The sequence below is a fragment of the Nitratireductor sp. ZSWI3 genome (genome assembly GCF_024655565.1).
In the GTDB taxonomy this organism is placed as follows: Bacteria; Pseudomonadota; Alphaproteobacteria; order Rhizobiales; family Rhizobiaceae; genus Nitratireductor.
The window spans coordinates 24,439-45,188 of record NZ_JANKOF010000021.1 but is presented as its reverse complement, the minus strand read 5'-3'; the positions used below and the strand labels follow the sequence as shown (position 1 = coordinate 45,188).

24 protein-coding genes and 1 pseudogene are annotated in these 20,750 nt (G+C 66.0%); 11 read left to right on the top strand and 14 right to left on the bottom strand.

Annotated features, from left to right (window positions below; all coding sequences use genetic code 11):
- Positions 1-58: 58 nt before the first annotated feature.
- On the top strand, positions 59-205 hold the full coding sequence (locus NUU27_RS09365; protein WP_257761830.1) for a hypothetical protein: 147 nt from the start codon (positions 59-61) through the stop codon (positions 203-205).
- On the opposite strand, the gene NUU27_RS09360 is transcribed toward NUU27_RS09365, so the two are convergent.
- The 6 genes from NUU27_RS09360 to NUU27_RS09335 all read right to left on the bottom strand — a co-directional run bounded on the left by NUU27_RS09360 (position 202) and on the right by NUU27_RS09335 (position 5,533).
- Complete coding sequence (locus NUU27_RS09360; protein WP_257761829.1) at positions 202-561, bottom strand: DUF1850 domain-containing protein; 360 nt, start codon at positions 559-561, stop codon at positions 202-204. The genes NUU27_RS09365 and NUU27_RS09360 overlap by 4 nt on opposite strands.
- A complete protein-coding gene (locus NUU27_RS09355; protein WP_257761828.1) occupies positions 558-2,678 on the bottom strand; it encodes a TRAP transporter permease in 2,121 nt (706 codons plus the stop codon). Before NUU27_RS09355 ends, NUU27_RS09360 begins: the two co-directional genes overlap by 4 nt.
- 189 nt (positions 2,679-2,867) lie before the next feature.
- A complete protein-coding gene (locus NUU27_RS09350; RefSeq protein ID WP_257761827.1) occupies positions 2,868-3,824 on the bottom strand; it encodes a TAXI family TRAP transporter solute-binding subunit in 957 nt (318 codons plus the stop codon).
- Between the two features lie 342 nt (positions 3,825-4,166).
- Positions 4,167-4,652, bottom strand: coding sequence for a dUTP diphosphatase (gene dut, locus NUU27_RS09345; protein WP_257761826.1), 486 nt, complete (start codon positions 4,650-4,652; stop codon positions 4,167-4,169).
- A gap of 72 nt (positions 4,653-4,724) precedes the next feature.
- Positions 4,725-5,216 carry an SRPBCC family protein gene (locus NUU27_RS09340; RefSeq protein ID WP_257761825.1) on the bottom strand — a complete coding sequence of 164 codons (492 nt, stop codon included), beginning with the start codon at positions 5,214-5,216 and terminating at the stop codon, positions 4,725-4,727.
- Positions 5,213-5,533, bottom strand: a complete 321-nt coding sequence (locus tag NUU27_RS09335; RefSeq protein WP_257761824.1) for a helix-turn-helix transcriptional regulator — start codon at positions 5,531-5,533, stop codon at positions 5,213-5,215. The genes NUU27_RS09340 and NUU27_RS09335 overlap by 4 nt, the downstream gene beginning before the upstream one ends.
- A 146-nt stretch (positions 5,534-5,679) precedes the next feature.
- Between NUU27_RS09335 and NUU27_RS09330 the strand changes: the two genes are divergently transcribed.
- The 7 genes and pseudogenes from NUU27_RS09330 (at position 5,680) to NUU27_RS09300 (ending at position 10,626) form a co-directional block, all read left to right on the top strand.
- On the top strand, positions 5,680-7,269 hold the full coding sequence (locus NUU27_RS09330; RefSeq protein WP_257761823.1) for a peptide chain release factor 3: 1,590 nt from the start codon (positions 5,680-5,682) through the stop codon (positions 7,267-7,269).
- Between the two features lie 181 nt (positions 7,270-7,450).
- Positions 7,451-8,110 carry a peroxiredoxin gene (locus tag NUU27_RS09325; RefSeq protein ID WP_257761822.1) on the top strand — a complete coding sequence of 220 codons (660 nt, stop codon included), beginning with the start codon at positions 7,451-7,453 and terminating at the stop codon, positions 8,108-8,110.
- 152 nt (positions 8,111-8,262) lie between these two features.
- Positions 8,263-8,607 carry an MliC family protein gene (locus NUU27_RS09320; RefSeq protein WP_257761821.1) on the top strand — a complete coding sequence of 115 codons (345 nt, stop codon included), beginning with the start codon at positions 8,263-8,265 and terminating at the stop codon, positions 8,605-8,607.
- Positions 8,608-8,685: 78 nt separating this feature from the next.
- A complete protein-coding gene (locus tag NUU27_RS09315; protein ID WP_257761820.1) occupies positions 8,686-9,033 on the top strand; it encodes a helix-turn-helix transcriptional regulator in 348 nt (115 codons plus the stop codon).
- 42 nt (positions 9,034-9,075) lie between these two features.
- Entirely contained in the window at positions 9,076-9,624 is a 549-nt protein-coding gene (locus tag NUU27_RS09310) for an SRPBCC family protein (protein ID WP_257761819.1), read from the top strand.
- A 156-nt stretch (positions 9,625-9,780) separates the two neighbouring features.
- Positions 9,781-10,221, top strand: a pseudogene (locus NUU27_RS09305) (SRPBCC domain-containing protein); the annotation flags it as partial.
- 24 nt (positions 10,222-10,245) lie between these two features.
- Positions 10,246-10,626, top strand: a complete 381-nt coding sequence (locus NUU27_RS09300) for a VOC family protein (protein WP_257761849.1) — start codon at positions 10,246-10,248, stop codon at positions 10,624-10,626.
- A 47-nt stretch (positions 10,627-10,673) separates the two neighbouring features.
- On the opposite strand, the gene NUU27_RS09295 is transcribed toward NUU27_RS09300, so the two are convergent.
- From NUU27_RS09295 to ubiE, 7 genes are all read right to left on the bottom strand, one after another.
- On the bottom strand, positions 10,674-11,591 hold the full coding sequence (locus NUU27_RS09295; protein WP_257761818.1) for a pirin family protein: 918 nt from the start codon (positions 11,589-11,591) through the stop codon (positions 10,674-10,676).
- Positions 11,592-11,699: 108 nt separating this feature from the next.
- Complete coding sequence (locus tag NUU27_RS09290) at positions 11,700-12,221, bottom strand: GNAT family N-acetyltransferase (RefSeq protein ID WP_257761817.1); 522 nt, start codon at positions 12,219-12,221, stop codon at positions 11,700-11,702.
- Complete coding sequence (gene coaBC, locus NUU27_RS09285; protein ID WP_257761816.1) at positions 12,218-13,468, bottom strand: bifunctional phosphopantothenoylcysteine decarboxylase/phosphopantothenate--cysteine ligase CoaBC; 1,251 nt, start codon at positions 13,466-13,468, stop codon at positions 12,218-12,220. The genes NUU27_RS09290 and coaBC overlap by 4 nt, the downstream gene beginning before the upstream one ends.
- A 13-nt stretch (positions 13,469-13,481) precedes the next feature.
- Positions 13,482-13,907 carry a type II toxin-antitoxin system VapC family toxin gene (locus NUU27_RS09280; protein ID WP_257761815.1) on the bottom strand — a complete coding sequence of 142 codons (426 nt, stop codon included), beginning with the start codon at positions 13,905-13,907 and terminating at the stop codon, positions 13,482-13,484.
- Complete coding sequence (locus tag NUU27_RS09275; protein WP_257761814.1) at positions 13,891-14,148, bottom strand: plasmid stabilization protein; 258 nt, start codon at positions 14,146-14,148, stop codon at positions 13,891-13,893. The genes NUU27_RS09280 and NUU27_RS09275 overlap by 17 nt, the downstream gene beginning before the upstream one ends.
- 379 nt (positions 14,149-14,527) lie before the next feature.
- Positions 14,528-16,102, bottom strand: coding sequence for a 2-polyprenylphenol 6-hydroxylase (gene ubiB, locus NUU27_RS09270; RefSeq protein WP_257761813.1), 1,575 nt, complete (start codon positions 16,100-16,102; stop codon positions 14,528-14,530).
- 10 nt (positions 16,103-16,112) lie between these two features.
- On the bottom strand, positions 16,113-16,889 hold the full coding sequence (ubiE, locus tag NUU27_RS09265) for a bifunctional demethylmenaquinone methyltransferase/2-methoxy-6-polyprenyl-1,4-benzoquinol methylase UbiE (RefSeq protein WP_257761812.1): 777 nt from the start codon (positions 16,887-16,889) through the stop codon (positions 16,113-16,115).
- Between the two features lie 108 nt (positions 16,890-16,997).
- On the opposite strand from ubiE, the gene NUU27_RS09260 reads away from it, so the two are divergent.
- From NUU27_RS09260 to NUU27_RS09250, 3 genes are all read left to right on the top strand, one after another.
- Complete coding sequence (locus NUU27_RS09260; RefSeq protein WP_257761811.1) at positions 16,998-17,978, top strand: adenosine deaminase; 981 nt, start codon at positions 16,998-17,000, stop codon at positions 17,976-17,978.
- A 71-nt stretch (positions 17,979-18,049) separates the two neighbouring features.
- Entirely contained in the window at positions 18,050-18,679 is a 630-nt protein-coding gene (gene upp, locus NUU27_RS09255) for a uracil phosphoribosyltransferase (protein WP_257761809.1), read from the top strand.
- A 173-nt stretch (positions 18,680-18,852) separates the two neighbouring features.
- Entirely contained in the window at positions 18,853-19,425 is a 573-nt protein-coding gene (locus tag NUU27_RS09250; RefSeq protein WP_257761808.1) for a TIGR02281 family clan AA aspartic protease, read from the top strand.
- Positions 19,426-19,428: 3 nt separating this feature from the next.
- Here the strand turns inward: NUU27_RS09250 and deoA are convergent, their stop codons facing one another.
- A complete protein-coding gene (deoA, locus tag NUU27_RS09245; protein ID WP_257761807.1) occupies positions 19,429-20,748 on the bottom strand; it encodes a thymidine phosphorylase in 1,320 nt (439 codons plus the stop codon).
- Positions 20,749-20,750: the final 2 nt, after the last annotated feature.

The window sequence follows — 20,750 nt, the reverse complement described above, 5'->3', positions numbered from 1 at the left end:
AATGCGATTGTTGTGAAACCGACGGCAACGGAGGCGCCGTCAAAGCTGGACGAAGACCATGGGACTGCTCGGACCGTTAGTGCGTATCGTCAACGTCATCCGCGGATTGCTCGCGCCGCGTTACCATCCCGAACGCCATTACATGCGCGGCCCCGGCCCGGCCTGCGAAAAACGCGGCATCGACGGCAAGATTGCCTCGCTCTAGCCGCAGGGCTTGAGGATCACCGGCGCTCCGGCGCTGGCGCCGAGCGTCATGCAGCGGCCGCCGGCGCACAGGAGCCAGCTTTCGCCGGTCGCTCCCGAGGCGGCAAGGCGGATCTCCGGCAAGGGCGGCAGAGCCGGCTCATAAACCCACCATCCATTGTCGAAGCGCGCCTCCGGGGGCGGCTCCATGCCGGCGCCGGAGCCCTGCACGCGGGCCTGGAGCACTTCGAGCCCCGCGGGCGTGACACGCCAGTGCTCTTCCCAGCGGATCTTCTCCACCGAATGCGTCCACGACAGGGTGAACAGCGTGGCGGCGATGGTCGCCGCCTTGCCGCCCGCCAGGACGCAGAGGCTCATTCGAGCGTCCGCCCGGCCGCCGCCGGCGGCTCCATGCCGCGCGTGCGGTACCAATGCAGGCCAAGGAACAGCACCGAAAGCGCGAAGCCCACCTCGTCGGTGACGGGCAGGGCGGCCACCAGCGTGAAGGCGGCGGCTGCCGCCAGCAGGCGCTCCCAGACGGCCAGCCGCGCCCGTAGGAAGCCGATCACCGCGGCGCCCCACAGCATGATCGCCAACACGGCCTTGAAGACGATATAGGCGACCGCCGGATAGTAGCCGATGCTTTCGGCGAGCGGGCCGCCGTCCTGCAGCATCAGGGCAGGCGTATAGACCGCCATGAAGGGAATGACGAAGCCGGCCGCAGCCACCTTGATCGCCTCCATGGAGATCTTCAGCCCGCTCTCCTTGGCGATCGGTCCGGCAGCGAAGCAGGCCAGCGCCACGGGCGGGGTCAGGTCCGCCAGGATGCCGAAATAGAAGACGAACATGTGGCTGACGATCAGCGGCACGCCGAGGGCGAGCAGGGCCGGACCGGCGATCGACGAGGTGATGATGTAGTTGGGGATGGTCGGGATGCCCATGCCCAGGATGATGCAGGTGATCATCGTCAGCACCAGCGACAGGAACAGGCTCTGCTGCCCCACCGAGACGATGAACTGGCCGAAGGTGTTGGCGACGCCGGTCAGCGTCATCGTGCCGATGATGATGCCGACCACGGCGCAGGCGACGCCCACCGGCAGCGCCGTCTTGGCGCCCTCGGCGAGCGAGTCCCGGCAGATCGCAAGCGTCTTGCGGCCGCCGTCGACGAAGATGTTGGCGGCGACGAGAAGGGCGGCGGCGGCGAGGATCGCGTTGATGCCATAGCGGAAGAAGCTGGCGGCGACGAGGCCGAGGCCGATCCAGAACAGGATGCGCAGCACCTGCGAGGGCAGGCCGAGCGCCACCGAGCCGCCGAGGATCAGGAGCACCGTGAGCGACAGGCCGATCGTGCCGGCAAACAGCGGCGTGTAGCCGGAAAAGAGCAGGTAGACGAGCACGGCCAGCGGCAGGATCAGGTACCAGCCCTTCTGCAGCGCCCGGCGAGCCGAGGGCAGCTCCGAGCGGGGCAGGCCGTAGAGCTGGAATTTGCCGGCTTCCAGATGCACCATCCAGAAGGCGGAGGTGAAGTAGAGCACGGCCGGGATGATGGCCGCCTTGACCACTTCGTAATATTCGATGCCCAGCGTCTCGGCCATGATGAAGGCGACGGCACCCATGACCGGCGGCATGATCTGCCCGCCCATGGACGCGGTCGATTCGACGCCACCGGCAAAGGCGGCGCGATAGCCGAAGCGCTTCATCAGGGGAATGGTGAACTGGCCGGTGGTGACGACATTGGCGACACCCGAGCCGGAGATCGTTCCCATCAGCCCCGACGAGATGACCGACACCTTGGCCGCCCCGCCGCGCGCGTGCCCGACGAGGCCGAGCGACACGTCGGTGAAGAGCCGGATCATGCCGGCGCGCTCGAGGAACGAGCCGAACAGGATGAACAGGAAGATGTAGGTGGCCGAGACGTAGATCGGGATGCCGTAGATGCCCTCGGTGCCGTAGGCCATGTGGTCGATGACCTGCGAGAAATCATAGCCGCGATGGTTGAGCGGGGCGGGCAGATATTCTCCGAACAGGCTGTAGGCGAGGAAGGCGCCGGAGATGATGGGCAGCGCCGGCCCCATCAGCACATAGGCGGCGGCGAACACGGTGAGAAGCGCGACGACGCCGAAGGCGATGTCGAGCGGCAGCGGATCTCCGGCCCGTAACAGCAGCGGCTTGTATTCGACATACTGGTAGAGCGCAACGGCGACGCCGGCCAGCGCGAAGGCCCAGGCCAGCGCCTTGAGGACCGGCCCCTTGTCGCGCGCCTGCGCCACGAGGGGAAACACGAGCAGCATCAGGAAGCCGACATGGAAGGCGCGCAGCACCTGGCTCGGCAGGTTGAGCACATGCGCCGCGGTGGCGATCTGATACAGCGAGAAAATGACGGCGACCCAGAAGAGGAAGCGGCCGATGCGATCCGTGCCGAATTCCCCATGGGCCGATTCTAAGAGGTCTGGCGTGGCCTGGCCGACGGCCGGACCTTGCTGCGCGTTCGTCATCGATGTGCTCCGCATTCCCGGATCGAGGCCTTTGCGGCCGTCGGTTCCCGCCGCGGGGCCGGGAAGCCGGCGGCGAAGTTGTTCTGCCGCTTCACCGGGGCGATTCCGATTTCTGCGGAATCGCTCCGGTGAAGCAAGGAAAAAGAACCCCGCCCGGCGACATGGCTGAGCGGGGCATGGGCTCAGGCCTTAGAGGAGGCCCTTTTCCTTGTAGTAGCGCTCGGCGCCGGGATGCAGCGGCAGCGGCAGGCCCTTGGGTCCGTTCTCGGGCGAGATCGCCTTGGCGGCGGCATGCGCGGCCACCATGTCGGGCAGGTTCTCGAAGAGCTGCTTGGTCATATCGTAGGCCATCTCGTCCGACACGTCGGAATGGGTGACGAGGATGTTGGTGATGGCGAGCGTCGGCACGTCCTCGGTCTGGCCTTCATAGGTGCCGGCGGGAATGGTGGCCGACAGGAAGGGCGCGCCGAGCTTCTCGGCAACGGTCTCCGGCACCGACACGACGGTGACCGGCAGCGACAGCGCCAGATCCTTGATCGAGGCGACGCCGAGGCCGGCCGACTGCAGCGTGGCGTCGAGCTGGCGGTTCTTGATCAGCTCGACCGATTCGCCGAAGGGCAGATATTCGGTCTGGCCGAGGTCGTCGTAGCTCATGTCCATCGCTTCGAAGATGCGCCGGGCGTTGAGTTCGGTGCCGGATTTCGGCGCGCCGACCGACAGTCCCTTGCCCTTGAGATCGGCGAAGTCCTTGATGCCGGACTCCTTCGAGGCGACGATCTGGATGTAGTTCGGATAGATGGCGGCGATGCCGCGCAGCTTGTCGAGCTTGGCGTTGAAGCCGGCCTCGGTGTCGCCTTCCCAGGCCGACTTGACCGAATCGCCGAGCGCGAAGCCGATCTCGCCCTTGCCCTGCTGCAAGAGGTTCAGGTTCTCGACCGAGGCCTTGGTGGACTGCACCTGGGTGCGGGCGCCCTCGATCTTCTCGCCATAGATCTTGGCGAGCTGCGCGCCGAGCGGGTAATAGACGCCGGACGTGCCGCCGGTCAGAACGTTGATGAACTCCTGAGCCGTGGCGCCGGCCGGCGCCAGGCCGAGCGACAGTGCCACCGCGCCGGCTGCAATCAGTTTCCTGCTTCCGTGAAACATCGTGTCTCCTCCAGTATCGAACGTTGCTGGCAAGCCCGCGGGCCCAAGCCATGGGGGACTGTAGACCACAGCGCGCCCTTGCCAACAGGAAAGCGGCGAATAAAGGGCCTTGCGGCCGATTTCAATGCAGAAAATCAGCTTTGCGGGCAGGTCGCAACGGATGACCTAGAGCGGGATGAGGAAAAGTGTGAAGCGGTTTTCCGCCCGCATCCCGCTCTAATTTTTTGGAATCGATCGCGTTTATGATCTTGGATTGATTCAATCCAAGATCATCGCGATCTAGCGGCAGGCGTGCTGCCGTCTCCCACGAAAGTCCGAGGCTTGGGGAAGCGGAGCGCCGGCTCAGGCGATGCCGGTCGAGCCGAAACCGCCGGTGCCGCGCGCCGTCTCGCCCGCATGGGTGCGCTCCTCCACCGCCGCGCGGCAGACCGGGGCGATGAGGAGCTGGGCGATGCGCAGGCCCCGCGTGATGGCGAAATCGTCTTCACCAAGATTGACGAGCAGCACCTGCACCTCGCCGCGATAATCGGAATCGATGGTGCCCGGCGCATTGAGGCAGGTGATGCCGTGCTTGAGGGCAAGGCCGGAGCGCGGCCGGACCTGGCCTTCGAAGCCGTCGGGGATCTCCAGCGTGAAGCCCGTCGGCACCAGCACACGGCGGCCGGGCAGGAGAACGATGCGGCGGTCCTCGGGGACGGCGGCGCGCAGGTCCATGCCCGCGGCACCACGCGTCTCATAGGCGGGCAGCGGCAACCCCTCGCCATGCGGCAGGCGCACGACGCCGACGGTCGTTCCGATCACGGGCAGGGGGGCAGCAGAATTCACCATGTCCCCTATCTGCAGCCGGATGTCGCAGAGGTCAATTCACCGCGCGTTGCCGCTGCCGCTTTTCAACGTCTTTCATCGACCCGTCGGCCGCGCGAACAGGTCGGCGAAGCGCTGCAAGTAGAGCGGCCAGCCCTCCTCCCCGCCGACGCCGTCGCGCACGCCCTCCCAGCCCTGGCCGTGGCGCTCCAGATGCCGGTGCTCGATTTCGACGCGGGTGCGGCTCGCCGTCTCGGCGGTGAACCGCACTTCCCATTCGCTGGTCCTGCCGAGGTTCGTCTCGATCTGCCATCGCGGGCTGATGTCCCAGCTCATGAGCAGGCGATTGGGCGGCTCGTAGGCGAGCACACGCGCCCAGCGGCACAGGCTCCCGTCGATGCCGCGGTCGTAGATATGGCCGCCGACCTGCGGCTCGAACACCGTCTCGGCGATCGCGACGCCGAGCAGGTTGTGCTCGGCAGGCTTGAAACGGCCGAAATCCTTGACGAAAACCTCGAAGGCGCGGGCGATCGGCGCTTCGACCACGATCGACTGCTTCACCGATGTGGCTGCTGCATGCGTGTTCATTGCGGTTCCTCCTTCGGTGTGTTTTCGACGGCCGCCTTGTAGGCCGTCAGGGTCTTGCCCCAGAACCGGTCGAGCTCCGCGCGCAGGCGCTCCAGCCCGTCGGGATCGATGTGGTAGATATTGCTGGCCCCCTTTGGCACGGCGCGGACGAGCTGTGCTTCCCGCAACACCTTCAAATGCTGCGAGACGGCCGACTGGGTCACCGTCAGGGCGCGGGTGATCTCCGCCACCGAGCGGGGCCGCTCCGCCACCAGTTCGAACACGGCCCGCCGGGTGGGATCGGCCAGCGTCGTGAATTGCGGATAATCATAAGTCATAACTAATGATTAATATGTGCTAATGATAGAGTCAAGGGGCGCGCTGCTGGAAACCTCACTGGCGGGCGCCTATATGCGAACGGATTTTCGTTCGACAGCGACGGCGATGACTGCTAAGAGCGCCGCCGTCAAAGGGATCTCAACACATGGCCGAGAAACTCGCCGACGCGGTGGCGCGACGCCGCACTTTCGCGATCATCTCGCACCCCGACGCGGGCAAGACGACACTGACGGAAAAGCTGCTGCTGTTCGGCGGCGCGATTCAGCTCGCCGGCGAGGTGAAGGCGAAGAAGAACCGCGTGCAGACGCGCTCGGACTGGATGAACATCGAGCGCGAGCGCGGCATTTCGGTGGTCACCTCGGTGATGACCTTCGAGTATGGCGACCATGTCTTCAACCTGCTCGACACGCCCGGTCACGAGGACTTCGCCGACGACACCTACCGCACGCTGACGGCGGTCGACAGCGCCATCATGGTGATCGACGCCGCCAAGGGCATCGAGCCGCGCACGCTGAAGCTGTTCGAGGTGTGCCGGCTGCGCGACATCCCGATCGTCACCTTCGTCAACAAGCTCGACCGCGAGAGCCGCGATCCGTTCGAGATCCTCGACGAGATCGAGCAGAAGCTGGCGCTCGACACGGCACCGGTGACCTGGCCGATCGGTCGCGGCAAGAGCTTTTCCGGCACCTATCACCTGGCCAACAACACCTTCCGCCGCTCCGACGACGACAGGGAACCGATCGCCGTCAACGGGCCGGAGGCGGAGGCCATCGCCGGGCTCCTGCCCGAGCACGAGCGCGAGGCGCTGATCGAGGAGATGGTGCTGGCCAAGGAGGCCTGCCGTCCCTTCGACCTGACGGCCTTCCGGGAGGGCCATCTGACGCCGGTGTATTTCGGCTCGGCCCTGAGGAATTTCGGCGTGCGCGATCTGATCGAGGCGCTCGGTGCCGTCGGCCCCGCGCCGCGCGCCCAGGATGCGGATTCGCGCCGCATCGAGGCGACGGAGGACAGGATGACCTCCTTCGTCTTCAAGATCCAGGCCAACATGGACCCCAACCATCGCGACCGCATCGCCTTCGTGCGCGTGTGCTCGGGGCGGCTGGAGCGCGGCATGAAGGCCAAGCTGGTGCGCACCGGCAAGCCGATCAGCCTTTCGGCGCCGCAATTCTTCTTCGCCAAGAACCGCATCACCGCCGACGAGGCCTTTGCCGGCGACGTGGTGGGCATTCCCAACCACGGCACGCTCCGGATCGGCGACACGCTGACCGAGGGGGAGGATCTGATCTTCCGCGGCGTGCCGAACTTCGCGCCGGAGATCCTGCGCCGTGTGCGCCTGGGCGACGCGATGAAGGCCAAGAAGCTGCGCGAGGCGCTGCAGCAGATGGCGGAGGAGGGCGTGGTGCAGCTCTTCCTGCCGGAGGACGGCTCGCCGGCAATCGTCGGCGTGGTCGGTGCGCTGCAGCTCGACGTGCTGAAGGAGCGGCTGAAGATCGAATACGCGTTGCCGGTCGATTTCGAGATGGCGCGCTTCTCCGTTTGCCGCTGGATCTCCTCGGACGAGAGGGGCGAGGTGGATCGCTTCATCGGCGCCCATCGGGGCGACATCGCCCGCGACCTGGACGACGACCCGGTGTTCCTGGCGCCGCACGAGTTCGGACTCAATTACGAGGCGGATCGCTGGAAGGCAGTGAAGTTCGCCGCTGTGAAGGATTACCAGACGCGCAAGGCGGCTTGAGCTGGCGTCGTGGCCGAGAACCGGGAAAATTTTTCTCGACAGGTCCGGTTTTTCGGAATGAGATAGCCGCAAGCCGCGTCAATTTGATCCTGGAAGAGGCTCAACGGAGCGTGCTTAGCTTGATAAGCTGTCAGGCAGGATTCCAATAGTCGCGTTTCATCTCATCCAGGAGGAGAGAACGATGAGTCTTCGTATCAACGACACGGCACCGGATTTTACGGCCGAGACCACCCAGGGCACACTCAGCTTTCATGACTGGATCGGCGACGGTTGGGCGGTGCTGTTCAGCCACCCGAAGGACTTCACGCCCGTCTGCACGACGGAGCTCGGCACCATGGCGGGTCTGGAGGACGAGTTCACGAAGCGCAACACCAAGATCATCGGCATCTCGGTCGATCCGGTGGAGGACCATGTGCGCTGGAAGGCCGACATTCAGAAGGCAACCGGCTTCGACGTCGATTACCCGATGATCGGCGACAAGGACCTGAAGGTCGCCAAGCTCTACGACATGCTGCCGGCCGATGCGGGCGACTCCTCGCAGGGCCGCACGCCGGCCGACAACCAGACCGTCCGCTCGGTCTACGTGATCGGCCCGGACAAGAAGATCAAGCTGGTGCTCACCTATCCGATGACCACCGGGCGCAATTTCGCGGAGATCCTGCGCGCCATCGATTCGATCCAGCTCACCGCCAGGCACCAGGTGGCGACCCCCGCCAACTGGCAGCAGGGCGAGGATGTGATCATCACGGCCGCCGTATCGAACGAGGACGCGATCAAGCGTTTCGGCTCGTTCGAAACGATCCTGCCGTATCTGCGCAAGACCAAGCAGCCCGCCGCCTGAGACCGCCGGCCAGATCGACCAAAACCCACTCCGTCGATATAAGCCCCGGAAGGCGATGCCTCCCGGGGTTTGCTGCATTTTGGCATCGGTCTTGAAATCGACACGCTGCATGGCAAACCTGTCCGCTGGGGGAAGCGAATCAGGAGGCATTCATGCGCCATTTCGCCATTGCCCTCGTTGCCGTGTTCGCCGCCGTGCCGGCCGCGAATGCCGAGACCGTCGCGATCGATCTGCCGGGCACGCTGGAAAGGACCGAGGTGGCCTATCGCTGCGCGGACAGCGAGATTGCCGCCACCTATTACAATGCGGGCAGCAATGCGCTTGCCGTGCTGCGTTTCGGCGAGCAGACGCTGGTGATGGCCAATGTGCTCGCCGCCTCCGGCGCCAAATATGCCGGCGGCCAATATGTCTGGTGGACCAAGGGCGACACCGCCGATCTCTACGACATGATGAAGGGCGAGGATGCCGACCCGGTCTCCTGCGCGGCCAGCCAATAGGTGCTTCGGAACGCGTTCCGTCGACAAATACTCAACCGATCGGTTGACATTTAAGGCGGACGACGTTAACTCAACCATATGGTTGAATATAGATCATCCCATCTCGATGCGGTGTTTCACGCCCTGGCCGATCCGACACGGCGTGCCATGCTGCATCGGCTCGCCGACGGCGAGCGGAGCGTCAGCGAACTGGCGCAGCCCTTCGACATGTCGCTGGCCGGTGCGTCCAAGCATGTGAAGGTGCTCGAAACGGCGGGTCTGGTGCGCCGGCGCGTGGCCGGCCGGATCCACTATTGCCAGCTCGAAGCTACAAGGCTTGCCGAGGCCCAGGCCTGGTTCCGCCACTATGAACGGTTCTGGGCCGGCCGGCTCGACCGGCTGGAAGCGCTGCTGGTGGCGGAAGACCGGCGTGCCGCGGACGATTGATCGCACCGTCGCAAATATTTCTCGAACGCCCTGGAGGCAGTGATGAGACAGGTTGATCCGAATGGTTTTGGTATCGCGACCGCACCCGACACGGTGCGCTTCGAGCGCCTTCTGCCGGGGCCGGCGGAACGGGTGTGGGCCTATCTGACCGAGGCCGACAAGCGCCGCCAATGGCTGGCCGGCGGCGAGATGGAGCTGAAGCCGGGCGGCGCCGCGACGCTCGTCTTCCGGCATTCCGAATTCACCGACGAGGAACCGCCGGAGCAGTATCGGAGCATGAACGAAGAAGGCTTTGTCTCGCAGGGACGCATCATCGAATGCGACCCGCCGCGGCTGCTGGCCATGAGCTGGCCCGGCGACGGCACGGAGAGCCAGGTGCAGTTCGAGCTCTTTCCGGAAGGCGAAAAGGTGCTCCTGGTCGTGACGCACACGCGGCTCGCCGACCGTGGCGAGATGGCCAATGTCTCCGGCGGCTGGCACGCGCATCTGGGCGTGCTGCGGGCGGTCCTGGAAGGCGGCGAGACACCGGCCTTCTGGTCGCGCATCGAGGCCCTGGAGCAGGAATATCGGAAACGCTACCGCGCCGACTGATGCTGGTGGTGCGATCCCGACAGATGGGTACCATCTGTCGGGAAAAATTACCCACCAGATCAATATCTTAGTGACCCGCTTATCCCAACCAGACTGATCAGTTTGGCTGGGGCAGGACACCAGGAGCGGCAGGATGAGGCAAGAGAGGACAAGTGGATGAACATTGGAGTTCTTCCCGACGTCTCCGGACGTCCCCACCGGCTCGAGATTTCGCGAGTCATGAAGGCACCGCCCTCGGCACTCTATCGCGCCTGGACGGAGCAGTTCGACCGCTGGTTCGCAGCGCCCGGCACGCTGGCGATGCAGCCGCGCGTCGGCACCCCGTTTTTCTTCGAGACCGTTTTCCAAATGGACGAAAGCAGGCCCGCGACGCGGCACCCGCATTACGGCCGCTTCCTGCGGCTCGAACCGGACCGGCTGATCGAACTCTCCTGGGTGACCGGCCGGGGCGGCACGGAGGGTGCGGAGACGATCGTTACCGTCGAGCTGACGCCGCGCGGCAAGGGCGCCCGGCTGCAGCTCACGCATAAAGGTTTTGCCGACGAGGCTTCGGCCAGGCAGCACGAGGCCGCCTGGCCGCTGGTGCTGGAGCATCTGGACAAGGTGCTGGGTGATGGCAGAATGGACGAAGCGTCCGCCCGGCCCGGTTTTTCCGGCGGCCGCAACATCGCCATGAAGGTGCCCGCCCACCAGTATGAGGCGACGGTGCAGTTCTATCGCGATGTGCTCGGCCTCGAGCCGATCGAGGAACTGCTTCCCTCGGTTGGTTTCCGCTTCGGCGCCAACCAGCTCTGGATCGATCGCGCGCCGGGGATGAGCCAGGCGGAGCTGTGGCTGGAGATCGTCACCGACGACACCGCCGCTGCCGCGAAGCATCTGCGTGAAGCGGGAATCGCCCGCTGCGACGCCATCGAGCCGCTGGGCGAAAGCTTCGACGGCTTCTGGATCTCGAACCCTGCCGCCATCATCCATCTGGTGGACGGCAAGACCCAATCATGGTGAGGATAGAATGCTGACGGGCGGCGCGCCGCGCCGCCCCGGGAATCCCGTTACCGGGACGCCTTCTCGCGGATGAAGGTGCCGGCGTTCAACTCGGAGAACGCCTGGATCAGCTCCTCGCGTGTGTTCATGACGATCGGACCATGCCAGGCGACAGGTTCCTGGATCGGCCGGCCGGAGACGAGCAGGAAGCGGATGCCGCGTTCGCCGGCCTGCACCACGACCTCGTCGCCGGTGTCGAACACCACCAGCGTGCGGTCGCCGGAAAGATCGCGCAGATGCACCTCCTGTCCGTCCACCTCCTTTTCCAGGAGGACGCCGAACGGCCTGGAGGCGTCGCGGAAGGTGCCGGACCCTTCGAAGATATAAGCGAAGGCACTGCGGTAGGTATCGACGGGCAGCACCTTGCGCTTGCCGGGCGGAACCCAGATGTCGAGATATTGCGGATCGGCCGCGATGCCGTCGACCGGACCGCGCTTGCCCCAGAACTCGCCGACCACGACGCGCACCCGCGTGCCGTCGTCATCGATGACCTCCGGGATGTCGCCCGCCTTCACGTCCTGGTAGCGCGGTGTCGTCATCTTGCGGTCTGACGGCAGGTTGGCCCAGAGCTGGAAGCCGTGCATGCGGCCGTGCGGATCACCCTGCGGCATCTCCTGATGCAGGATGCCGCTGCCCGCCGTCATCCACTGCACGTCGCCGGCACCCAGCGAGCCGGCATTGCCGAGGCTGTCGGCATGGTCGACGGACCCTGCCAGCACATAGGTGATGGTCTCGATGCCGCGGTGCGGATGCCAGGGAAAGCCGGCCTTGTAGTTTTCCGGCCGGTCGTTGCGGAAATCGTCGAACAGCAGGAAGGGGTCGGCGAGTTTCGGATCGCCGAAGCCGAAGGCGCGGTCGAGCCGCACGCCGGCGCCCTCCATGGTCGGCTGCGCCTCGGAGATATGCTTTACGGGACGAATGGACATGGAATCCTCCATCGGTTGCTTGCCGCAAAGATAGGCGCATCCGCTGCCCGGCGCACCCACGCGGGCAGCGACACGGTGTTCACGTTTTGGAGACAATAGGATGCGGGATCAGCCGTATCGGAAGACGATAGTCGGCTCGTCCTTATACATGGTGCGCGCCAGCTCGCGGAAGCCGAGACGGGCGGCGAGCCTGAGCGAGGCGTCGTTTTCCACGTTGATGATGCAGGAGACGGAGAGAGACGGGTGGGCCCTGGCGCACCAGGCGAGAGCCGCCGTCATCGCTTCGCGGGCAAAGCCCCGGCCATGCGCCTGGGGAGCGAGCACCCAGCCCGCCTCCATCGTGCCTTCGATCGACGGCGTGATGGCGCGGCGGCACTCCTGCACGCCGACACTGCCGAGGAATGCGCCGGTGTCCTTCTCGATGGTCGCGAAATAGCCGAAGCCCATCAACGACCACATGCCGCTATGCATGGCGAGCCTGCGCCATGCATCCTCGCGCGACAGCGGCGCGCCGGAGGTGAACCGTGTCACCTGCGGGTCCGACCACAGCATGGCGAAGGCGTCGAGATCGGCAATCTCGTGTGCGCGCAGGATGAGGCGCTCGGTTTCCAGAACGGGTATCGGGTTCATTTTGCCGGTTTCGGTCCGAGTCGTTTGGCGACGAGCGCGGCGAGACGTTCGGCGACGTCTTCCTTGCTGAGCTCGGGCCAGCTCTGCTCGCCGTCGCGGTCGACGATGATGACGCGGTTGCGCGCCCCGCCCATGACGCCGGCGGGGCCGACGCCGCTGTCGTGCGAGACGTCGTTGGCGACGATGATGTCGGCGCCCTTCTTGTCGAGCTTGGCGCGGGCATTCTCGACGACGTTCTGCGTTTCCGCCGCAAAGCCAATGACGAGCGCCGGCCGCTTTTCGTGATGGCCGACGCCGGCGAGGATGTCGGGATTCTCGGCGAGCGCCAGCGTGGGGGCGGCCTCGCCCTTCTTTTTCTTGATCTTCTGGTCGGTCTCGCTCTGCGGGCGCCAATCGGCGACGGCGGCGACGAAGATGCCGGCATCGGCCGGCAGCAGCGCCTCGACCGCATCGCGCATCTGTCGGGCGCTCTCGACATGGGTGACGGCGACGCCCGCGGGATCGGGGATCGCGACCGGACCGGAGACGAGCTGAACGTCGGCGCCCAGGCGGGCGAGCGCCGCGGCCAGCGCGTGCCCCTGTTTGCCCGATGAGCGGTTGGCGATGTAGCGGACGGGATCGATGGGCTCGTGGGTGGGCCCGGAAGTGATGACGATCCGGCGGCCGGCGAGCGGTTTGGCTCCGCCGCCGACAAGGTCTTCGATCGCCGCGACGATCTCGAGTGGCTCGGCCATGCGGCCTTCGCCCGCCTCGCCGCTTTCCGCCATCTCGCCCCTGCCGGGTCCGACGATGTGGACGCCGTCCTTCTGCAGCGTGGCGAGGTTGCGCCGTGTCGCCGCGTGCTCCCACATGCGCGGGTTCATGGCCGGCGCCATCAGCACCGGCTTGTCGGTGGCGAGCAGCACGGTGGAGGCGAGGTCGTTGGCCTGGCCGGTGGCGAGCTTGGCCATCAGGTCGGCGGTGGCCGGCGCGACGACGACGAGGTCGGCCTCGCGCGACAGGCGGATGTGGCCGATGTCGTGCTCGTCCTGCCTGTCGAACAGATCGGTGAAGACGTGGTCCGCCGAAAGGGCGCCGACGGAGAGCGGCGTGATGAACTCCTGCGCGGCCTTCGTCATGACGCAGCGAACGGCCGCTCCGCGCTCACGCAGGCGGCGGATCAGGTCGAGACATTTATAGGCCGCGATCCCGCCGCCGATGACGAGCAGGATGCGCATCGCGTCGAGCGCCTGGTTCTGTTTCGACATTGCCGCCGTTCTTTCAAGCCGATTTCAAGGCTGGTTCTATATCGGTATGGACGAAATCGTCGCCCTTGAAAAGGAGCGGCAGGTTACGGGACTTGGCGAGGGCGTAAGCGAAACAGTCGCCGATGTTGAGGGCGGCCGGATGGCCCGTGCCCAGGCCGTAGATTGCGTAAGCGTTACGGGCAACGCTCAGTTGCTCCTCGTCAAAGTCTACCGTTTCGGGCGCGAGTTCGACGAGGAGGGTGCTGAGGCGCGCGTTCCCGTCGACGAGGGCCGGATGCTTGGCGACGTAATGGGCCTCGAAAATGGTGGCCGGGCTGATGAGAATGGCTTCGGCGGAAAGAAGCGCCGTGCGCAGAGGTTCCGCGTCGGGCTCGTCGTTCAGCACCGCGATCAGGGCGGATGTGTCGACGACGAAGGCGGTGTCAGAGGGTGCGGGCATTCCAGATCTCATCGCTGACCGCTTTCAGGTCGAACGGCTCGGTGGGCTTCGCGGAGATTTTGCGCAGCGCCTCCATGCGCCGCTTGCGTTTCTCCTGGCGTGACGGTTCCTCGGGCTGGGTGACGCTGCGCGCCAGAATCCGACGGACCTCTTCTTCCATCGAGACGTCGTTTTCGGCGGCGCGCTTGCGCAACGCCTTGCGGATTTTTTCGTCGACGTTGCGGATCGTCAGCGTCGCCATGGGCCGCTCCCGGATTCTCCAAACGAGGCGTCTGACAGCAATGACGGCGTTGCTGTCAGGGGCGGATTTGGGGGTGGCAGCATTGCTTTCACGCGGCGAATTCTTGAACGGCGATGTCTTTCCGGCGCCATGACGCGCCCCGATTTCCACGGCTGTGGAATCGCAAGATATATAGCCTCTGCCTTCATTGCTGTCATTAACGGCAACGCTGAAACCGAAGTTCTCCAGAACAAAAAATGCTAAAGATTCTAACGCCTTGACTTGCCTTTGCTAGCAATGCTGTCATTGCAGTCTGCAGAGGTTTCCGGCAATTGTCGAATTAGCGGATGCTTTGTGGACAGGCGCCGGCGAGGAGCCGCAGGCAGCGCTTTCAGGGCAGTCAGGAGATCTGCCAGGCGATTGCTGCGAGTGCTAAGGCGATGACCCAAAGGGCCAGCCTGCCGCTGCGCGTGTGGCGCGCTTCGGCGCGTCCGATGGCCTCCGCCGTCTCGGCATCGAAGCGCAGGCCGTTCGCCGCCATGGCATCGATCTCGCGCGACAGCCGCTCGGTGCGGGCGGCAAGGTCGGGAGCCTGCCTGGCGAGCGCGACGAGCGCCGTGACGCCCTCGCGCGCATCGCTCAGAATGCCGCGCGGTCCCAGATTGGAGGCGATCCAGTCGGAAACGACGGGCTCTGCCGCCTTCCACATGTTGAAGTGCGGGTCGAGCGTGCGCGCGACGCCTTCCACCACGACCATCGTCTTCTGCAGGAGCAGGAGCTCGGGCCGGGTCTGCATGTCGAACAGTTCGGTGACCTCGAACAGCAGCGTCAGCAGGCGGGCCATGGAGATGGTCTCGGCCGACTGGCCGTGGATCGGCTCGCCGATGGCGCGCAGCGCCTGGGCGAAGGCGGCGACGTCGTGATGGGCGGGAACATAGCCCGCTTCGAAGTGCACCTCGGCGACGCGCCGGAAGTCACGCGTAATGAAGCCGTAAAGAATCTCGGCCAGGAAATGCCGCTCCTTCCGGCCGATCCGCCCCGTGATGCCGAAATCGACGGCGACGATCGTGCCGTCGCCCTCGACGAACAGGTTGCCCGGATGCATGTCGGCGTGGAAGAAGCCGTCGCGCAGCGTGTGGCGCAGGAAGGACTGGATCAGCGTCCGGGCCAGCGCTTCGAGATCGTGCCCCGCATGACGCAGCGCTTCGACATTCGACATCTTGGTGCCGTCGACCCATTCCATGGTGACGACGTCGCGGCCGGTGCGCTGCCAGTCCACCGTGGGGACCCGGAAGCCGGGATCGTTCCTGGTGTTCTCGTGCAGTTCGGAGATGGCGGCCGCTTCGAGCCGCAGATCCATCTCGATCTTGGTCACCTGCGCCAGCGTCTCGGCGACCTTGACGGGTTTCAGGCGCCGCATCGAGGGCATGAAGCGTTCCTGCAGGCGGGCCGCCAGGAAATAGCTTTCCAGATCGTTGCTGAAGCGGCGGCGCACACCAGGCCGGATGACCTTCACCGCAACGCGCTTGATGCCGTTGTCGGTCGCCACCCGCGCTTCGTGCACCTGGGCGATGGAGGCGGCGGCCACGGGGCCGTCGAACTCGGTGTAGAGCGCCTCCACCGGCTGGCCGAGCGATGCCTCGATGGCGGCGCGGGCCTGGGCGTCGGGAAACGTGTCCATGCGGTCCTGCAGGCGGGCGAGATCGTAGGCGAGATCGTGCCCGACCACATCGGGGCGCGTCGCCAGGAACTGCCCGAGCTTGACGTAGGACGGACCCAGCCGGTTGACGGCCTGGGCGAGCCGTTCCGGCCGGTCGCGGCGTTTGGAGCGGCGGCGCGACAAGAGCTTCGCAATGCGCCAGCCGAGCCGTGGCATGCCTTCGAGCTGGTCGCCCGGCATCGCGGCAACGACGCCCTCGCGGACCAGAATCCAGCCCGCACGGGTGAGGCGGAGATATGCGCCGACCACACTCATCGCCTTGCCGTCAGATCTTCCAGCCGGAGTGCAGCGTGGCGATGCCGCCGGAGTAGTTGCGCCAGGTGACGCGCGAGAACCCGGCGCGGCGGATCATGGCGGCGAAATTCTCCTGATTGGGGAACTTGCGGATCGATTCGACCAGGTAGCGATACGGCTCGCCGTCGCCGGTGACCGCCTTGCCGATGCGCGGGATGGCATGGAAGGACCAGGCTTCGTACACCCGGTCGAGAAGCGGCGTGTCGACCTCGGAGAACTCGAGGCACAGGAAGCGTCCGCCGGGCTTCAGGACGCGGAAGGCCTCGCTCAGCGCCTTCTCGATGTCCGGCACGTTGCGGATGCCGAAGGCGATGGTGTAGGCATCGAAGGCGCCGTCCTCGCAAGGCAGCTCCTCCGCATTCGCCTCGACGAAGGTCAGCTTGTCGGCGATGCCCTTCTTCTCGGCACGGACACGGCCGACGTCGAGCATCGATCCGTTGATATCGAGAACGGTGACGTGCGCGGCCCCGCGCGAGGCGTCGACGATGCGGAAGGCGATGTCGCCCGTGCCGCCGGCCACGTCGAGGGTCCGGTAGCCCGGCCGCTTCGACGGCGCGAGCCAGGAGACCATCCCATCCTTCCACAGCCGGTGCAGGCCGCCCGACATCAGGTCGTTCATGACGTCGTAGCGTTCGGCGACCCGGTGAAACACCGTGTTGACCAGACCCTGCTTCTCGCCCTGGCCGACTTCGCGGAAACCGTAGGCGGTCTCCATGCCGCCATCGGCCGTGGTGCGCTCGTTCGACATTGCTACCCTTTCGAAAACGCCGGGACCATAGCCCATTGCCCGCCGGGGCGCTATTGTCAAAAGCGCGATGAACGGCCGCGCCGGCGGTCTTGTGAGGATGGAGCGCGCATGGTTCCGAAAGCCGAGCTGCACTGCCACATCGAGGGTGCCGCCTCACCCGCCCTCGTTGTCGCGCAGGCCCGCAAATACGGTATCGATACGTCCCATTTCATCCGGGACGGCGCCTATTTCTGGTCCGACTTCACGAGTTTCCTCGCCGCCTACGACGCTGCCGCGGGGCTGTTCCGCACCGAGGAGGACTATGTGGCCCTGGCGGAGGAATACCTGACCGGGCTGGCGCGCGAGGGAGCCGTCTATTCGGAGGTCTTTATCTCGCCGGACCACGCCGAGCGATCCGGCCTGTCGCGCACCGCCTACACCAACGCCCTCGGAGAAGGGATCGCCCGAGCCCGCGCCGCGACGGGCATCGAGGGGCGCATGATCGTCGTCGGGATCCGCCATTTCGGCGCCCCGGCGGTGGAGGACGCGGCCCGCTTCGCGGCCGCCTGCAGGCACCCGCTGGTGAGCGGTTTCGGCATGGCCGGGGAGGAGCGTTTCGGCAACATGCGCGACTATGCCCGCGCCTTCGACATCGCCCGCGGCGCGGGGCTCGGCATCACCGTGCATGCCGGGGAACTGGCGGGCTGGGAAAGCGTCGAGGCGGCGCTCAACCACATCCGCCCGTCGCGCATCGGCCACGGGGTGCGGGCCGTCGAGAATCCGGACCTGGTGCGCAGGATCGCCGGCGAGGGCGTGGTGCTGGAGGTGTGCCCGGTCTCCAACGTGGTGCTGAAGGTGTTCCCCGACTTTGCCCATCATCCGTTCCCGCGGCTGCTGGCCGCTGGATGCCGGGTGACGCTCAATTCGGACGACCCGCCGCATTTCCACACCTCGCTGGCGCGCGAATACGGCGTTGCCGCCACGCATTTCTCGCTCGACGAGAGTGCGTTGCGGCTCATCACCAGAACGGCGCTCGAGGCCGCCTTCGTGGACGAGCCGACGCGGGCGCTCCTGCTGCGCGCGCTGGATGACAAAACTGTGGCTCACTGAGCCTTACGGTATGCCGCACGTCCTCGAGGCGTTACAGTGGCGGCAGGAACGAAGCTTTCGGAGAAGAGCACATGCAGGGCGTCACCGTTGTCGACCACCCGCTTGTCCAGCACAAACTGACCATCATGCGCGACAAGGAAACGTCGACGGCCGGGTTCCGCCGGCTCCTGCGCGAGATCTCCCTGCTTCTGTGCTACGAGGTCACGCGCGACCTGGAGCTGACGACGCGGCGGATCGAGACGCCGCTGCAGACCATCGATGCGCCGACGCTGGAAGGCAAGAAGCTGGTGTTCGCTTCGGTGCTGCGTGCCGGTAACGGTTTGCTTGACGGTATGCTGGATCTCGTGCCGGCGGCGCGCGTCGCCCATGTCGGCCTTTATCGCGACCACGAGACGCTGCAGGCGGTGGAGTATTTCTTCAAGGCGCCGAGCGACCTTGCCAACCGTCTGGTCATCGTCGTCGACCCGATGCTGGCGACGGCCAATTCGGCCATCGCCGCCGTCGACAAGCTGAAGGAGAAGGGCGCCACCAATTTGCGCTTCCTCTGCCTGCTGGCTGCGCCCGAGGGCGTCGAGCGCTTTCGCGCCGCCCATCCCGACGTGCCTGTCTTCACCGCCTCGATCGACGAAAAGCTCAACGAGAAGGGCTATATCGTCCCGGGCCTGGGCGACGCCGGCGACCGTATGTACGGCACCAAGTAACGGTGGAACTTACGTATCCGATGCTTCTGCAACAACGGCGAGCAGAGGTCGCGCCGAAGAGGCTGCGCTTCGTGTAACGCTCGCTTAACCATCCCGGCGCATCGCGTTTCTCCGTTAAGGCAAAGACCGTCCCGCGTGCTTATGCTTACCCCAACGGTTGTTGGGTGGCGGGCATGTTGCGCAAGTTGATCTTTCTGGGAATTGCGGTCGGCTCGGCGGGGGCCGTACCGGCGGTTTACCAGACCAATTCCGATCGGTTTCACGAACTGATACGGTTGGTCCTCAGCAACGATACGCCCGGACAGGACCGGCCCCAGCCGACGCGCGTCTCGGCGAGCCGCCTGGAGTTCAAGGGCGAGACGTCGGTGTTGCTCGGCAGGAAAGTACGGATCGCCGCCGATGCCCGCGGCCACTACATGGGCCGCTTCAAGCTCAACGGGCGGGAAGTCTCCGCACTGGTCGATACCGGTGCGACCTTCATCGCCATCAACAGCTCGCTCGCCCGCCGGATCGGCCTGCAGCTTGCGCCGAACGACTTCAAATACGAGGTCAGCACCGCCAACGGCAAGACCAGGGCGGCAGCGGTGCGGATCGGGACGCTGCAGATCGGCCGCATCCACGTCGAGGATGTGGAGGCGGCGGTGCTCGACGATCGCGCGCTCGACGGGGTGCTGATCGGCATGAGCTTCCTGAAGCGCCTGTCCCGCTATCATGTGGAAGGCGGTGCGCTGGTGCTCGAACAATAGCGTTTACGTATCACCGGCAACCCGGCGCAGGATGCTCTTGCGCGCACGCGGCTTCTCGTCGGCGATGCGGTAAGCTGCGATCACCGCGGCGATCGCCTGCCTCGCATCGCTCTCGCTGCGCGCGTGAACCATCGCCAGCGGCTGGCCGCGGCGCAGCTCTGTGCCGATGGACAGGCAGCCGGTGAGGCCCACCGCATGGTCGATGGCATCCTCCGGCTTGCGTCGGCCGCCGCCCAGCTCGATGACGGCGACACCGAGGGCGCGCGTCTCGATGCTGCCGACGAACCCGTCGCGCGGGGCCTCGACGGGCACGATCGTCTCGGCGGCCGACAGATGCTTTCGGGCGTTTTCGACGAAATCGGCCGGGCCGCCGAGCGCACTCACCATGCGGCCGAACAGCTCCGCGGCGCGCCCGCTGCCGAGCGCCTCGCCGGCGCGGTCGAGCGCTTCGCGTGGAGAGCCGGCAATGCGGGAGGCAAGCAGCATCTCGGCGGCCAGCGCCAGGGTGACCTCCTCGAGCCGCCGGTCACGCCGGCGACCGGTCAGGAAATCCACGGCGTTGAGCACCTCCACCGCATTGCCGCAGGCGGAGGCCAGCGGCTCGTTCATGTCGGTGATCAGCGCCGTCGCCGGCAGGCCGGCACTTCGGGCGACCGTGACCAGATTGGTGGCCAGGCTGCGTGCGTCGCGGCCGCTCGCCATGAAGGCGCCATTGCCGGATTTGACGTCGAGCACGAGCGAGGACAGGCCGGCGGCGAGCTTCTTCGACAGGATCGACGCGGTGATCAGCGGCACCGATTCCACCGTGCCCGTCACGTCGCGAACGGCATAGAAGCGCTTGTCGGCGGGCGCCAGGTCGGCCGTCTGGCCGATGATGGCGCAGCCCACCTCGCGCACGGTCCTTGCAAACAGCCGGTCGTCGGGCTGGCTCGTATAGCCGGGGATCGAATCCATCTTGTCGAGCGTGCCGCCCGTATGGCCGAGGCCGCGCCCCGAGATCATCGGCACGAAGGCGCCGCAAGCCGCCACGATGGGCGCCAGCATCAGCGAGACGTTGTCGCCGACGCCGCCCGTGGAGTGCTTGTCGGTAACGGGGCCGGGAAGGTCCGACCAGTCGAGGACCTTGCCGGAATCGCGCATGGCGCGTGTCAGCGCCGCGCCCTCGCCGGCGGTCATGCCGTTGAGGAACATCGCCATGGCGAGCGCGGCGATCTGCCCTTCGCTCCAGGTGCCGTGCGCCAGGCCGTCGACGAAATCGGCGATCTCTGCTTCCGACAGGGGCTGGCCGTCGCGTTTCCGGCGAATGATTTCCTGCGGCAGCATCA

Coding starts and splice junctions, on each gene's coding strand:
- NUU27_RS09365 (WP_257761830.1), top strand. CDS start 59: ATGGGACTGCTCGGACCGTTAGTGCGTATCGTCAACGTCATCCGCGGA.
- NUU27_RS09360 (WP_257761829.1), bottom strand. CDS start 561: ATGAGCCTCTGCGTCCTGGCGGGCGGCAAGGCGGCGACCATCGCCGCC.
- NUU27_RS09355 (WP_257761828.1), bottom strand. CDS start 2,678: ATGACGAACGCGCAGCAAGGTCCGGCCGTCGGCCAGGCCACGCCAGAC.
- NUU27_RS09350 (WP_257761827.1), bottom strand. CDS start 3,824: ATGTTTCACGGAAGCAGGAAACTGATTGCAGCCGGCGCGGTGGCACTG.
- dut (WP_257761826.1), bottom strand. CDS start 4,652: ATGGTGAATTCTGCTGCCCCCCTGCCCGTGATCGGAACGACCGTCGGC.
- NUU27_RS09340 (WP_257761825.1), bottom strand. CDS start 5,216: ATGAACACGCATGCAGCAGCCACATCGGTGAAGCAGTCGATCGTGGTC.
- NUU27_RS09335 (WP_257761824.1), bottom strand. CDS start 5,533: ATGACTTATGATTATCCGCAATTCACGACGCTGGCCGATCCCACCCGG.
- NUU27_RS09330 (WP_257761823.1), top strand. CDS start 5,680: ATGGCCGAGAAACTCGCCGACGCGGTGGCGCGACGCCGCACTTTCGCG.
- NUU27_RS09325 (WP_257761822.1), top strand. CDS start 7,451: ATGAGTCTTCGTATCAACGACACGGCACCGGATTTTACGGCCGAGACC.
- NUU27_RS09320 (WP_257761821.1), top strand. CDS start 8,263: ATGCGCCATTTCGCCATTGCCCTCGTTGCCGTGTTCGCCGCCGTGCCG.
- NUU27_RS09315 (WP_257761820.1), top strand. CDS start 8,686: ATGGTTGAATATAGATCATCCCATCTCGATGCGGTGTTTCACGCCCTG.
- NUU27_RS09310 (WP_257761819.1), top strand. CDS start 9,076: ATGAGACAGGTTGATCCGAATGGTTTTGGTATCGCGACCGCACCCGAC.
- NUU27_RS09300 (WP_257761849.1), top strand. CDS start 10,246: ATGGACGAAGCGTCCGCCCGGCCCGGTTTTTCCGGCGGCCGCAACATC.
- NUU27_RS09295 (WP_257761818.1), bottom strand. CDS start 11,591: ATGTCCATTCGTCCCGTAAAGCATATCTCCGAGGCGCAGCCGACCATG.
- NUU27_RS09290 (WP_257761817.1), bottom strand. CDS start 12,221: ATGAACCCGATACCCGTTCTGGAAACCGAGCGCCTCATCCTGCGCGCA.
- coaBC (WP_257761816.1), bottom strand. CDS start 13,468: ATGTCGAAACAGAACCAGGCGCTCGACGCGATGCGCATCCTGCTCGTC.
- NUU27_RS09280 (WP_257761815.1), bottom strand. CDS start 13,907: ATGCCCGCACCCTCTGACACCGCCTTCGTCGTCGACACATCCGCCCTG.
- NUU27_RS09275 (WP_257761814.1), bottom strand. CDS start 14,148: ATGGCGACGCTGACGATCCGCAACGTCGACGAAAAAATCCGCAAGGCG.
- ubiB (WP_257761813.1), bottom strand. CDS start 16,102: ATGAGTGTGGTCGGCGCATATCTCCGCCTCACCCGTGCGGGCTGGATT.
- ubiE (WP_257761812.1), bottom strand. CDS start 16,889: ATGTCGAACGAGCGCACCACGGCCGATGGCGGCATGGAGACCGCCTAC.
- NUU27_RS09260 (WP_257761811.1), top strand. CDS start 16,998: ATGGTTCCGAAAGCCGAGCTGCACTGCCACATCGAGGGTGCCGCCTCA.
- upp (WP_257761809.1), top strand. CDS start 18,050: ATGCAGGGCGTCACCGTTGTCGACCACCCGCTTGTCCAGCACAAACTG.
- NUU27_RS09250 (WP_257761808.1), top strand. CDS start 18,853: ATGTTGCGCAAGTTGATCTTTCTGGGAATTGCGGTCGGCTCGGCGGGG.
- deoA (WP_257761807.1), bottom strand. CDS start 20,748: ATGCTGCCGCAGGAAATCATTCGCCGGAAACGCGACGGCCAGCCCCTG.